This window comes from Novosphingobium sp. 9U (genome assembly GCF_902506425.1).
Taxonomy (GTDB): domain Bacteria; phylum Pseudomonadota; class Alphaproteobacteria; order Sphingomonadales; family Sphingomonadaceae; genus Novosphingobium.
Genome location: NZ_LR732469.1, coordinates 598,031 through 610,784 on the forward strand (window position 1 = coordinate 598,031; position 12,754 = coordinate 610,784).

Here is a 12,754-nt window from a genome sequence, read left to right on the forward strand (position 1 = left end):
GGGTAATATTGCCGCAAGTCATGTTGGCCGATTGCGCGCACCTGCGCGCCGCCAGCCATAGTCAACCGGGGGCGGCGTTGGCCTTCAACTCGCTGACATTCTTTGCCTTCTTCGGCATCGTTCTTGCGATCTGGTCGATCCCGTTCGGCTGGACGGCCAAGAAGGTGTTCCTGCTTCTCGCCAGCTACCTGTTCTATTCGGCGTGGAACCCGCCTTTCATCATCCTGCTCTGGGTGTCGACGATCGTCGACTGGATCGCCGCCCAGCAGCTGGTGCGTGCCGAACGGCCGATCGTCCGCAAGGCCTGGATGCTGATCTCGGTGGTGGTGAACATCGGCATGCTGGCCTATTTCAAGTACGGCCAGTTCGCGCTCGATAGCTTCGCCGCGGCGATGAGCGCGGTCGGCGTGCGCTACTCCGCGCCGCAGATGGGGATCGTGCTGCCGGTCGGCATCAGCTTCTACACCTTTGCGACGCTGTCCTACACGCTGGACGTCTACTTGCGGCGCGCGGCGCCTGCGCGCAGTTTCCTCGACTATGCGCTGTTCGTGACGTTCTTCCCACACCTGGTCGCAGGGCCGATCATGCGCCCGACCGAGCTGGTGCCGCAGTTCGCCTCGCCCCGCCGAGCAGACCGCAACCAGCTGTGTTTCGGCCTTGGCATGATCGTGCTGGGCCTGTTTCAGAAGGTCGTACTGGCTGACGGGTTCCTGGCGCCCGCGGTCGACGCGGTCTACGGAGCGAAAGCGCCGCCCCTCGGTCTCGACGCCTGGGTCGGGACTCTCGCCTTCAGCGGGCAGATCTTCTGCGACTTTGCGGGCTACTCGACGACGGCGATCGGCGTGGCGCTGTGCCTGGGCTTCGCTATGCCGGACAACTTCCGCTTTCCCTACGCCGCTGTCGGCTTCTCCGACTTCTGGCGGCGGTGGCACATCACCTTGTCCTCGTGGCTGCGCGACTACGTCTACATTCCCCTGGGCGGCAGCCGCCGCGGCCCTGCCCGCACATACGCGGCGCTGATGGCGACCATGCTGCTGGGCGGGCTGTGGCATGGTGCCAACTGGACCTTCGTCGCCTGGGGCGGTCTCCACGGCCTCTACCTGGTGGCCGAGCGGTTGATCAAGCGCAGCACGGCCTATCGTCCACGTGGCGCAATGCTGTTCGCTGCCGGCTTGCTTACCTTCCTGCTTGTCAACGTGGCGTGGGTGTTCTTTCGCGCGACCAGCTTCGGCGCGGCCTGGTCGATCCTCGCCGCGATGATCGGCATTGATGGCGGCGTCGGCAAACCGCAGCTCGCCATGGTCAGCATCGTCTCGACGCTGGTGATCGTCCCGGCACTGGTGGCGATCCATTGGGCAATGCGCGAGCGCACGCTCGAGGCCGCCGTCGCGCGGCTTCATCCGGTGCTGATCGCGCTGGGCCTGGCAGCGATGGCGTTCGCCATCATCATCGAACATGGATCGGGCGATGCCTTCATCTACTTCCAGTTCTGAGCCCGCCGAGGCGCCCGTGGTGGAGCCGGGACAAGGGCCAAACGCGCACCATGCTCCGCTCGCGCCGGGGCTGCGCCTGACCGCATCCGACCGCCCCGGCATGGCGCAGCCGGTGCCGCAACGCGACGTACCCGCGCAACCCTGGGCGCGGATCATGCTGGCGGTCGTGCTGCTCGTATCGCTGCTGACGGTCGGCTGGGAGGCCTGGAGCCGCACGCGCGGTTTCCTGCCCGGCGACCTCGGCGACTATCCCTCTACCTGGGCCGAGCAATGGCGGCGGATCGACGATGCGCCCGTCGCCATCATCGGGGACTCGCGCATTCTGTTCGACACCGACTTCGCCCGGTTCGAAGCGCTGACTGGCCGCCGCCCGCTGCAGCTTGCACTCGCGGGAACCAACGCCCGGCCCATCCTGGAGGACATCGCCGACAAGACGGCGTTCGAGGGCCTGCTGATCGTCGGCATCACCGAAGTCTCGTACTACCGCCCGGGGATCGGGCTCGGCGCAAAGGCGCAAAAGGCGGGCGAGTGGGAGGCGCCGAGCGCGAAGACCTCGCTGATCCTGCACCGCGAAGCGCGCCGGCACCTCGGCTTCCTGGAGGACGACGCATCGCTCAGCACGCTGGTCCAGCACTCCGATAACGGCGCGCGGAAGGGCCTGCGCGGCGGCCCCTACAACGAGGTTTGGAAGCTGGAGCACACCGGAGAGGATCGCGAAACCGCACTCTGGCAGCAGATCGAGCGCGATCCCTTCCTGCGCGCCCATGCGATCCACATGTGGATGATCCTCTACGGCCTGCCCGGCCCTACGCCCGAACTGATCGCTATGACCGAGGCGAAGACGCGCGCCGCGGTCGCAAAGATCCGCGCACGCGGCGGAGAGGTGGTTTTCGTGCGCCCGCCCTCGGCACCCAAGCTACGCTTGCTGGAGGACCAGAGAGCGCCTCGCGACAAAGTTTGGGACAAGCTTCTCGTGGCGGCGAACGTGCAAGGCGTTCACGCGGACGACTTGCCCGCTGCGCGCGATCTGGACATTCCCGAACTGTCCCATGTCAGCGCTGCGTGTCGCCCGCTGTTCACCGACGCTTACGTGCGCGCCATCGCACTCCTCATTCCAAGGTTGCCGTTGCGCGCTGACGCGCCGCCGCCGCTGGCTGCTGGCTCCTGCTCGCCCCAGACGCGCGTTGCCGTTCAGGGTAAGCCGCGGCGGGCGAGGGCAATGCCGGCAAGGTTCCTGGTGCGCGGCACGTGACGCAAGTGGACGCGCGCAAATCCCGCGGACGCCTGGTGGAACGCGGCCAGGTACGGCGCGAGGTGTGCGCTCCGGCATTTCTGCCGGCCACTCGCCTGCGCAATCACGAGGGCTGAGTCTCCGATCAGCACGACGTCCGTACACGCCTGCGCATGCGCCTGCTTTACCGCCATAAGGAGGGCGAGCCACTCAGCCTGGTTGTTGTCGCCCACACCCATCTCGTCGCGGAACCAGGCTTTCCCCCGGCTCACCACGGCAGCATGCATCGGCCCCGGGTTCGGCGCGCAGCCACCGTCGAAGTAGAACGTGACCCGTTCCTCGCGCCAAGCTTCACGCATGTCCGCCCTTACTCATCTCGATGGTCTCGCCAGGACGGAACCGCTGCCTTGCTGTGGCTTTGATCCCAGGGCGGAGCGACATGCTCCGCGATGGAGAACTGCATGTCCGATAGCAAGAGCGCCACGTTGTACCGCATGGTGCTGCCCGACCACACCTGCCCGTTCGGCGTGCGCGCCAAGCAGTTGCTGGAGCAAGCCGGCTTCCAGATCGAGGATAATGTGCTGTCCTCGCGCGACGAAGTCGACGCGTTCGAGGATGAGCACGGTGTTGACACCACGCCGCAGGTCTTCATCGATGGCGAGCGGATCGGCGGCAGCGACGATCTGGAACGCTACCTGGCTCAGTAGACTACAGCGCGCTTTTCGGCAGCAGGTGTCGCTCGCTCGCGCACCAGCGGCCGACTGCGCGCCAGGTCGTTGCGGATGGTGGTGGCCGCAACGCCGGCCTCCCCCATGGCGTGGCTGATCTGGTCAAGCCCCTTGGCCACGTCGCCCGCGGCGTAGAGGCCAAGGATTGACGTGCGCTGGTGATCGTCGACGAGTAGGCAGCCATCCTCGCTGCCCTCCGCGCCCAGCGTGATCGCCAGCTCCGAGCGGATCACCGACCCGAGGGCGGGGTAGACGCTGTCGAAGGCCAGCTCACCTTCTGGTGTCGGCACGAAGATGCAGTCGTCCTCCACCCGCAGCGGATGGCATGGACCATTGACCACGCGCACCTCCAGGTCGTTGAGCCGTGCTCGCTCGTCATCCGAGAGCGTGTGATCGCCCTGCGGCGCGATCAGCGTGACCTCGGGCGTGTACATGCGCAGGAACACGGCTTCGTTGAAGCCATGGGTATCGGTGCCGATCACGCCGACGTTCCGGTCGGTGACTTCGAAGCCGTCGCAGATCGGACAGTACCGCAGCAACCCGCGCGCCAGCGCTGCGTCGTGGATCTCCGGAGCGATCGGCGGCCGGTTGTTCACCACGCCCGTCGCCAGCAGCACGCTGCGGCTCGTCCAGGTCTGCCCCGATCCGTGGACGGTGAACAGGTCATCGTGCTTCTCCAGCCGCTCGACCAGGCCTGACGTTACGGACACGCCGAACTCGCCCGCCTGTTCGCGCATCAGCCGCAGCAGCTCTGTGCCCGGGATGCCGCCCGGGTAGCCTGCGTGATTGTGCGTGCGCGGGATCATCGCCGCGCGGCTCTGCCCGGCATCGACGACCAGAATGGAGAGGTGGAACCTGGCAAGATAGATCGCGGCGGTGAGCCCGGCAGGTCCGGCGCCGATGACGATACAGTCGAATGGCTTATCCATATGCGTGTGCAAGACTTTCGGCAGCGCATTGGTTCCGCGGCCTCGCCACATGCTGCGTCCGGAGCCACGCCGCCCCGCGGGGCAGGGTCCCGCGCGCAGCAACCGGCGGCGGCAATGGCAGTTGTGCAGAATGATGGAGAGCAGCGGATCGGTTCGGCCCCGGGTGCCCATGGGCGAGGCGCCGCTCCCCGATCCGATCGTCCCGCATCTGCGCATCGCGGCGTCGTCGGGCGATCGCGTGCAAGAAGCGCTCGCCAGACAGCGCAGCCGATCGCTCTTCCACGCGCCCGCCGCCGTCCGTGCTCGTATCCTCCTGACGTACTTGTGGCGCCACGGGCGCTTGCCGAACTTGCGCAATCCCACTCTGTTCAACGAGCTGGTCCAGGTCCGCAAGCTGAGCGACCGGAACGGCCTGATGCCGCTGCTGGTCGATAAGGTCCGGGCAAAGGAGCATGTCGCGGCGAGGCTCGGCGCCGAATGGATCGTCCCGACGTTGTGGCAAGGCACTTGCCTGCCTTCGAAGCCGATCTGGGTGCCGCCGTTCGTCCTCAAGTCGCGACATGGGTGCAAACACAGCGCATTCGTCCGCACCGGGCGGGAAGACTGGGCCACGATCCGCCGCCAAGCGCTACGCTGGATGCGATCGACCTATGGAACCTGGCTGGACGAATGGGCCTACCGCGAAGTCGAGCGCGGTTTGCTGGTGGAACCGTTCATCGGCACCGGCGACAGCCTGCCGATCGACTACAAGCTGTTCGTCTTCGGCGGCCAAGTTTCGTTCGTCCAGGTGCACCTCGACCGGGAGCACGACCACACCTGGCAACTCTTCGATCGCGATTGGCGGCCCTTGTCTCGCAACCGCAAGGCCGCCACCAAGCCGCCCCACTCGCTCGGCGCGATGATCGATGCTGCCGAAGAACTGGGCCGAGACTTCGATTTCGTGCGGATCGACTTCTACGAAGTGAATGGACGGCCGCTGTTCGGCGAGGCGACTTTCTATCCCGGCTCGGGTCTCGATCCGTTCGAGCCGCGCTCACTCGACCTGCGGCTCGGTCGTGAGTGGATCGCGGCAGCGGCCGCTATGCCCGGCGGATCCGATAAGGTCCCGAACGCGTCGGCAGATCCGCTCCCTTCCAGCTGAGGCGCACGGCACCCGCCGCGATCAAGCCATCCACCGCAGCATGCACCACCGGCATCGCGTTTCGCCAGGCTGTGCCACTGTTCGCCGTCAACATCCTTGCGACTTCGCTGGGGCAGATCGTTGCATCGAGCGCTCGCAGCGCCAACAAGTCCAACACGCCGGCGCGTGCACGTTCGACTTCGATCTCCCGCGTCACAAGCCGATCTGGTCCAGCGCGGAGGCAAGCTCCGGATCCATGGCGCCGGTCCCCTTCGGCGTGAGCCGGTTGAGCGCGGTGCGCACGCGTTGCTGCGCCACTTGCAGCGTCTTGTGCCGCACTTCGCGGGTCCAGTTGGTCCGGCGGGATCGGCTCTGGTTCAGTTGCGCCGCCCACTTCGCCTCTTCCGCGGCAAGGATCGCCAAGGCTAGTCGCAGACCATCGCGCCGGCCGTGAGCGTAGTCTTCAGACATGTTGACGTCCCACAATCGATCTTTGCGACAACAACGCGCCTCACAAGCCGCGGTGCCGCCGACCAATATCGGCCACCTTCAAGAGACCATCATCGTTCTTGAGCTGTGGCACCCGTCGGCTGTTCGAGAGTTCATCGAAGCGTTGTCGTAACCGGCTCATTGCAGGCTGGTCATAATGCAATCGTGCAGCTAAGCCGATGTCCTTGTCAGGTCGTCGCCACTATTGAAAGCTCCGCCCCATGTCCGAAACAGAACAGCCTTCCGACGTTGCCGCTCTCACGGTGCAGCTTCTCAGTGCATATCTGGCGAACAATTCGGTGGAATCGGGCGAACTTGCAGATCTGATCCGCACGACGCGCGCTGCATTGACCGGCGAAGTGGACGCGGCGGAGCCTGTTGAGGCCGAGACGTTCACGCCGGCAGTGTCGGTCCGCAAGAGCCTCGCGTCGTCCGAGCACATCCTGAGCCTGATCGACGGCAGACCGTACAAGACCCTGAAGCGCCATCTGGCATCGCATGGCCTCACGCCGGACACGTACCGCGCCCGCTACAATCTGCCCGCGAGCTACCCGATGGTCGCGCCCGACTATGCGGCGCACCGGCGTGCAGTCGCGCAGAAGGTCGGCCTGGGAACGCGCAAGCCTGCTCCCGAGGCAGCGGAGCCTGATAGCTCTCCCGAGACGGTGAACGAGGCAGCGCCTTCCGGAACCACGACAGAGCAAGGCGATGCGGCAAAGGCACCGGCGGCGAAGAAGCCGAGCCGGCGCGCCAGCAAGAAGGCAGCGGAGCCCAGCCAGGACAGCGCCGCCGAAGCGCAGGCTCCCGAGGCCCAATCGCCCGAACCCTCCAGCGAGCCGGACACCGCCGAAGCTTCGCCCCCGGCGCCCAAGAGCCGAAAGCGTCCGGCGCAGACACGCAAGGCGTCGAAGGCCAAAGCGGACGACACTGGCAGCGCCGCTTCCGAACCCGCACAGCCGGTCACGGATGCGCCGCCGGCCGAGGCAACCTCATCAGATGCCACCCTCGAAACGGCAAAGCCGAAGCGTCGCGGCCGGATCGGCCTGTTCAAGGCTGAGTCGGCGCCTGCTGAGCCGCAAGGTGACAACCCGGAAGCCAGCGATCAGGCCAAGTCTGCCGCGAATTCTGAGGCGAAATCCAAGAAGGCACCGCGCATGGCTCGTGAGCCGAAGTCCGCGCGCGCTGCAGCCGCTGGGGCGAAAAGCAAGTCGAGCTAGGGCGCATAGACCCGGCGGACGTCGCTAGCGCGTCAGCCGGGTAGCCCTCCGGTCTGGCGTAGCGCCTCGCCTAGCACCAGCGCCGTGGCCGTTGCCAAGTTCATCGATCGGACTTGCGGCCGCATGGGTATGCGCAGGCGCGCGTCGCAGGCTTTCGCGACTTCGCCCGGCACGCCTGCGCTTTCCTTGCCGAAGAGCAGCACGTCGTCGGGCCTGAACTCGAACTGGTAGATCGACTGAGAGCTCTTGGTCGTGAACAGCAGGAGCCTGCCGTCCGCGATCGTCGCCTTGAACGCGTCGAAGCTGGCGTGGCGCGTTACGGTGACATGGTCGATATAGTCCATCGCCGCGCGCCTCACGCGCCGGTCGTCCCACGCGAAACCCATCGGCTCGACCACGTCGACGCTCGCACCCAGGCATGCCGCAAGGCGCATGATGGCGCCGACGTTTCCGGCAATTTCCGGCTCGAACAAGGCGATGCGCATCGGCGCTGATTGGCGGCGACGGGTTCATATTGCAAGCCTGGCGCTCCCAATCAGGCACAAGCCTTTGCAGTGGCATAGTCGAACCGGGTCTGGCAGTGAGCGCCGATGCGGCAGAAGGAACTGCGGATCGGGCTCGTCTGCTATGGCGGGATCAGCCTGGCCGTCTACATGCACGGCGTCACCAAGGAGCTCTGGAAGGCGCTGCAGGCCAGTCGCTGCGTGTGGGCCGGCGACGACGCGCCCGGCGGCAGCGCTGCGGTCTACCTGGACCTGCTGCGCACGATCGAGAGCGAGCACAGCGTTCGCCTGCGCGTCCTCACCGACATCGTCGCGGGCGCCAGTGCGGGCGGCATCAACAGCGTCTTCCTGGCCCAGGCGATCCATACGGGCCAATCGCTGGAGCCATTGACCGAGCTGTGGCTCGATACCGCGGACGTAGACGCCCTGCTCGATCCAGAGGCACGCCCCGGCTCGCGCGCCGCCAAGTTCTGGGCAACCCCGCTCGTCAACTACCTGCTGCACCGTCCCGGCAATGCCGTCAGCGAGACGGTCGCGCCCGAGACACGCGCCGAAGTTCGCGACAAGCTGTCGCGGCTGATCCGCTCGCGCTGGTTCGAGCCGCCGTTCAGCGGCATCGGCTTCTCGCGCCTGCTGTGCCGCGCCCTCTCGGCGATGGCGTCTGCTCCGGCCGACCCGCCCTTGCTTCCTCACGGGCACCCGCTCGACCTGTTCGTCACCGCAACGGACTTTAAGGGGCACCTGGAGACGCTGCACCTCCATTCGCCCCGGCTGGTGCTGGAAAGCGAGCATCGCCTGACCTTCGCCTTCCGGGCCGCGTCGCGGGGGCCCGATGAGCTCGCCGCCATTCCCGAGCTGGTGCTCGCCGCCCGGGCCTCGGCCAGCTTCCCGGGCGCGTTCCCGCCGCTGATGATCGAGGAGATCGACCGGCTGGTGGCCGAGGGACCGCATGCGTGGCCAGGACGCGAGGCGTTCCTGCAGCGCACGATGCCCGAACATGCGCGGCGCAGCGATCTCGACACCGTGGCGCTGATCGACGGCTCGGTGCTGGTGAATGCGCCGTTCGCCGACGTCATGCGCGTGCTGCAGGACCGCCCGGCCACGCGCGAGGTCGATCGGCGCATCGTCTACATCGATCCCACCCCCGACCGGCTGGGCCAGGCCATGCGCAAGGACACGCAAGTGCCGGGCTTCTTCCCCGTCATCTTCGGCTCGCTCTCGGCCATCCCGCGCGAACAGCCGATCCGCGACAACCTGGAAGCGCTGGAGAAGCAATCGCGCGACATGGCGGACTTGCGCCAGATCATCGAGGCGCTCCGCCCCGAAGTAGAGGAGACGGTCGAGCGATTGTTTGGCCGTACGCTGTTCATCAATCGACCGACGCCCAAGCGCTTGTCCGCCTGGCGCATGCGCGCGCAACGTGCCGCATTCGAGCAGGCCGGCTTCGCATATCACGGCTATGCCCAGGTCAAGTTCAACGCCATCGTCGCGGGCTTGGCACAGCTGGCGTATCAAGCTGCGCCAGAGCTGGACCTCGCCTCGCCCGAACCCATCCGCCAGCGCCTCCTCGAACACTCAGTAGATCTTGCCCTGGATTGGAAACAGGGACTTCGGGACGCGACATCACCGACGATGATCGCCTTCTTCCGCAAGCACGACCTTGGCTTCCGCATCCGGCGGCTACGCCTGCTCGCACGCACCGTGACCCAGGAGCGCGAGGGCGATGCAGACGTGACCGAGCAGGACCGGGACAGCGCTCGCACTGCGATCTACGATGCTCTCGCCTTCTATCTCGACCGTGAGCCGCTGAGCGCACTGGGTACAGAGTTCGCCTCACGCGCGCGCAAGGTGATGGAGGATCCCGGCGCCGTGGTCGACTACGTCGCCCGGCAACGTGGACTGGAAGACATCGACAGCAAGGTCGACGAACTGCTGGCACAGGCGATGACGAACATGCCGCCATCGCTGCGGCGGCACATGCTGTTCGCCTATCTCGGGTTCCCGCTCTACGATACCGTGACGCTGCCATTGCTTCGCAGCGAGAACCTGACCGAGTTCGACCCGGTGCGCGTCGATCGGATCAGCCCGGAAGACTGCCATGCAATCCGCTCGGGCACGCAGAGCACTTTGCGCGGGACCGAGTTCTACAACTTCGGCGCGTTCTTCAGCCGCGCCTATCGCGAGAACGACTACCTGTGGGGCCGCCTCCACGGCGCCGAACGCGTCATCGACCTTATTGCTTCGACGCTGGAGCCCCAACACGCCATCGCGGCGGCGGAGCTGCTGCAGTTCAAGCGCCGCGCGTTCCTGGCGATCCTCGACGAGGAGGAAGCGCGGCTGACGGCCGACCCCACGCTCGTGTCGAGCATACGCGAGGAGATAGGGGCGGGTTGATGACGAGCGGCTGCGCTCTAGACGCGCGCCACATCGCCCAACAGGATTGCCACCTCCAGCCCCGGCGCGCACTCGCGCAGTTCCACGCTGCCGCCATGCAGATGCGCCACTGCCTGCACCAGCGACAGGCCCAGCCCAGCCCCCCACCCGCGCCGTGCCTGATCGAGGCGGCTGAAGCGGGTGAGCGCCTCACTTCGTTTATCCGCGGGAATGCCCGGCCCCTCGTCGGCAACCGCGATCGTGGCCCCGCCCTCGTGCACCACCAGGGACAGCGTGATCGTGCCCGCTCCGTACTTCAGCGTGTTGTCGACCAGGTTGCCGATCGCCTGGTCCATCAATTGGCGATGCACTGCCAGGTCGAACCGGGCGGGCGCCTGCAGGACGATGGCGCGCCCTTCGTCCTCCACCATCGGCGCATAGATCTCCACGATCGTCGCCAGCATCTCGGTCAGATTGGTGGGCGCGAAGCTCTCGCGACCAATCCCGGCCTCTGCCCGCGTGATGCTGAGCGCGGTCTCGATCATCGCGAGGAGCCGCTCGCTCTCGGCAAACGCCTGGTCGACCGCAGCGAGAGCGGCAGGATCGCGCACCGTGCGGCCCAGGCGATCGAGCGCCGATTGCATCCGGGTGAGCGGCGACTTCAGGTCGTGCGCCAGCGCGTCCGTCGCGATCTTGAGTTCGGCATTCAGCGCTTCGACCCGGTCGAGCGTCCGGTTCACCTCTTCGCCCAGCAAACCAAACGCGTCGCCGGTGTCATCGCGAGGCACGCGCCGTGCCATGTCGCCATCGCGCACGCTGCCGAGCGTCGCGATGGTCGCCTGCAGACGATTGAGGATCAGGCGCGTCGATACGAATGCCGCGAAGCCCGCGAACAGGATGGATAGCGCGAGAGCGACCAGGCTCGCGCGTTCGAGCTGCGCGAAGAGCTGGCGCTCGCTTTCGACAACGGTGCCGGTGACGAACCACTCGCCGCCGCGCAGGCGAGTGGCCTGCAGGAACATGGCCTCGGCCTTGGCGTGCCCGGGTCGCTGCACCTTGATCAGCCGGTAGGTCCGGCTTGCAGCGAGCGCCCGTGGCTTGGCCGTCAGGTTGCCGGCGATCGCCTTGCCGCCAGGATCCGCGAGCAACACGACGGCGCTGCGCTCGATGCGGCGCGAGGTGCGGGTTTCTATCGCGCTTGCCAGGCCTGACAGGCCGCGGTCCGCATACGTCGCCAGGAGATCGTCGCGCATCGTCTCGGCCAGATCGACGGCGCTGGCCCGGCTCTGCGTGCGGAGTGCCGCGCCCAGGCCGAACAGCAGGACCGCTGCGGCCAGGATCTGGAACAGGAAGACGAGCGCGGCGAAGCGGAACGTCGTCGACCGGCCGGTCACGGCTGCGCGCCGATCCTGTACCCGGCGCCGCGCACGGTATGCAGCAGCGGCCGCGCCTCACCCTCGTCGATCTTCTTGCGCAGGCGGCTGAGGTGAACGTCGATTACGTTGGTGCCTGGATCGAAGTGATAATCCCACACGCCTTCCAGCAGGATGGTGCGGGTGACGACCTGATCGACATGACGCATCAGGAATTCCAGGAGCCGGTATTCGCGCGGCTGCAGTTCGATGACGCGACCGCCACGCTGCACGCGCCGCGCCAGCAGATCCATCTCGAGGTCGTCGCAGCGCAGCACCGTTTCCACGACGGGCGTCCCCGCACCGCGACGTATGATCAACCGGATGCGTGCGAGCAGTTCGGCGAAGGTGAAGGGCTTGACGAGGTAATCGTCCGAGCCGCTGGTCAGGCCCTTGATCCGGTCTTCGGGCGATCCCAGCGCGGAGAGGATGATGACCGGCGTCGCCATACCGGCCCCGCGCAAGGCCGCCAGCACCGCCATGCCATCGAGCCCGGGCAGCATGCGGTCGAGCACGATGCACTGATAACTGCCGTCAGTCGCCAGGAACAGGCCGTCGCGCCCGTTCTCCGCGCGGTCGACGACGAAGCCCTCCTCGCACAGCCCGTTCGCGATGAACTCGGCGGTGGTGGCATCATCCTCGATCAGCAGGATCTTCTGGGTCATGGCTTGCTTCGTATCCTGCCGTCGCGGCGTTGCGCGAGCGATTTCGCACAGTCCTCGTAAACCCTAGGCGCGCTGCGATGAGCGGCACGTGAGAGCCGCATTACAAATCGCTCATCTGCCGGTCAGCCGCGAAGGCACCTGGCGCAAGTACAAGGGGGCCGCCCGCAAAGCTGGAGGCAAGCCTTGTCCGAGAAATCCGGCGACACACCGGCAGACGCCCGAAACGTGCTCGACGAACGTATCTGCCGGCTGATCTGCCCCATCGCATCGGCCATGGTCGGCGTGTGCATGACCGGTATCGGCGTGCTGCGCGTCGCCTCCACCATGCATGCGCGCCAGACGTTCGCAGACGACCTGCTATCGGTCGACGCGGTGACGTTTCTGCTGGCGACGCTGTCCTCCTACTTCGCCTTGCGGGTGCAGTCGCATGCACGCCTGCACTGGCTGGAGCGGATCGCCGACGGAACCTTCATCCTGTCGATGGTGCTGCTGACGATCGCGTGCTTCGTCATCACCTACTCGCTGGGCGGATGAGAAGATTGCCGATCCTTCATGATCCGGCGAGGCCTCTGCAACATCGACGCGCGCAGACCG

The 12,754-nt window shown here is 66.5% G+C and carries 14 protein-coding genes; 7 read left to right on the plus strand and 7 right to left on the minus strand.

The features are described 5' to 3' along the window. The first annotated feature begins 20 nt into the window (after nucleotides 1–20). Together GV044_RS02715 and GV044_RS02720 are read left to right on the plus strand one after the other, a co-directional pair. The gene (locus GV044_RS02715; RefSeq protein WP_201298996.1) at nucleotides 21–1,493 is read left to right on the plus strand and encodes an MBOAT family protein; all 1,473 of its coding nucleotides are present in this window, start codon (nucleotides 21–23) and stop codon (nucleotides 1,491–1,493) included. Beyond that, a complete protein-coding gene (locus GV044_RS02720; RefSeq protein WP_159865111.1) occupies nucleotides 1,468–2,745 on the plus strand; it encodes a hypothetical protein in 1,278 nt (425 codons plus the stop codon). The genes GV044_RS02715 and GV044_RS02720 overlap by 26 nt, the downstream gene beginning before the upstream one ends. Here GV044_RS02720 and GV044_RS02725 read toward each other — a convergent pair. Beyond that, nucleotides 2,685–3,083: a reverse transcriptase-like protein gene (locus tag GV044_RS02725; protein ID WP_159865114.1), complete on the minus strand. Its 399-nt coding sequence runs from the start codon at nucleotides 3,081–3,083 to the stop codon at nucleotides 2,685–2,687. The genes GV044_RS02720 and GV044_RS02725 overlap by 61 nt on opposite strands. Nucleotides 3,084–3,185: 102 nt before the next feature. Between GV044_RS02725 and GV044_RS02730 the strand changes: the two genes are divergently transcribed. Then, complete coding sequence (locus tag GV044_RS02730) at nucleotides 3,186–3,431, plus strand: glutaredoxin domain-containing protein (RefSeq protein WP_159865117.1); 246 nt, start codon at nucleotides 3,186–3,188, stop codon at nucleotides 3,429–3,431. Here GV044_RS02730 and GV044_RS02735 read toward each other — a convergent pair. Next, complete coding sequence (locus GV044_RS02735) at nucleotides 3,425–4,381, minus strand: NAD(P)/FAD-dependent oxidoreductase (RefSeq protein ID WP_159865120.1); 957 nt, start codon at nucleotides 4,379–4,381, stop codon at nucleotides 3,425–3,427. The genes GV044_RS02730 and GV044_RS02735 overlap by 7 nt on opposite strands. A 169-nt stretch (nucleotides 4,382–4,550) precedes the next feature. Here GV044_RS02735 and GV044_RS02740 point away from each other — a divergent pair, with 169 nt between their 5' ends. Next, on the plus strand, nucleotides 4,551–5,522 hold the full coding sequence (locus GV044_RS02740; RefSeq protein ID WP_159865123.1) for an ATP-grasp fold amidoligase family protein: 972 nt from the start codon (nucleotides 4,551–4,553) through the stop codon (nucleotides 5,520–5,522). Here GV044_RS02740 and GV044_RS02745 read toward each other — a convergent pair. Together GV044_RS02745 and GV044_RS02750 are read right to left on the minus strand one after the other, a co-directional pair. Continuing rightward, nucleotides 5,461–5,718, minus strand: coding sequence for a DUF3253 domain-containing protein (locus tag GV044_RS02745; RefSeq protein ID WP_371741555.1), 258 nt, complete (start codon nucleotides 5,716–5,718; stop codon nucleotides 5,461–5,463). The two genes, GV044_RS02740 and GV044_RS02745, sit on opposite strands and share 62 nt — an antisense overlap. Continuing rightward, nucleotides 5,715–5,972 carry a hypothetical protein gene (locus GV044_RS02750; RefSeq protein ID WP_159865126.1) on the minus strand — a complete coding sequence of 86 codons (258 nt, stop codon included), beginning with the start codon at nucleotides 5,970–5,972 and terminating at the stop codon, nucleotides 5,715–5,717. Before GV044_RS02750 ends, GV044_RS02745 begins: the two co-directional genes overlap by 4 nt. Nucleotides 5,973–6,211: 239 nt before the next feature. Here GV044_RS02750 and GV044_RS02755 point away from each other — a divergent pair, with 239 nt between their 5' ends. Next, on the plus strand, nucleotides 6,212–7,207 hold the full coding sequence (locus GV044_RS02755) for a MucR family transcriptional regulator (protein WP_159865129.1): 996 nt from the start codon (nucleotides 6,212–6,214) through the stop codon (nucleotides 7,205–7,207). A 32-nt stretch (nucleotides 7,208–7,239) separates the two neighbouring features. Here GV044_RS02755 and GV044_RS02760 read toward each other — a convergent pair whose 3' ends face one another. Then, nucleotides 7,240–7,692: a tRNA (cytidine(34)-2'-O)-methyltransferase gene (locus GV044_RS02760; protein WP_159865132.1), complete on the minus strand. Its 453-nt coding sequence runs from the start codon at nucleotides 7,690–7,692 to the stop codon at nucleotides 7,240–7,242. A 105-nt stretch (nucleotides 7,693–7,797) separates the two neighbouring features. Between GV044_RS02760 and GV044_RS02765 the strand changes: the two genes are divergently transcribed. After that, nucleotides 7,798–10,104, plus strand: a complete 2,307-nt coding sequence (locus GV044_RS02765; RefSeq protein ID WP_159865134.1) for a patatin-like protein — start codon at nucleotides 7,798–7,800, stop codon at nucleotides 10,102–10,104. 17 nt (nucleotides 10,105–10,121) lie between these two features. Here GV044_RS02765 and GV044_RS02770 read toward each other — a convergent pair whose 3' ends face one another. Then, nucleotides 10,122–11,477 carry a HAMP domain-containing sensor histidine kinase gene (locus tag GV044_RS02770; RefSeq protein ID WP_159865136.1) on the minus strand — a complete coding sequence of 452 codons (1,356 nt, stop codon included), beginning with the start codon at nucleotides 11,475–11,477 and terminating at the stop codon, nucleotides 10,122–10,124. Then, the gene (locus GV044_RS02775) at nucleotides 11,474–12,160 is read right to left on the minus strand and encodes a response regulator transcription factor (protein ID WP_159865139.1); all 687 of its coding nucleotides are present in this window, start codon (nucleotides 12,158–12,160) and stop codon (nucleotides 11,474–11,476) included. The genes GV044_RS02770 and GV044_RS02775 overlap by 4 nt, the downstream gene beginning before the upstream one ends. A gap of 183 nt (nucleotides 12,161–12,343) precedes the next feature. Between GV044_RS02775 and GV044_RS02780 the strand changes: the two genes are divergently transcribed. Next, complete coding sequence (locus tag GV044_RS02780) at nucleotides 12,344–12,694, plus strand: hypothetical protein (protein ID WP_159865142.1); 351 nt, start codon at nucleotides 12,344–12,346, stop codon at nucleotides 12,692–12,694. The last annotated feature ends 60 nt before the right edge of the window (nucleotides 12,695–12,754 follow it).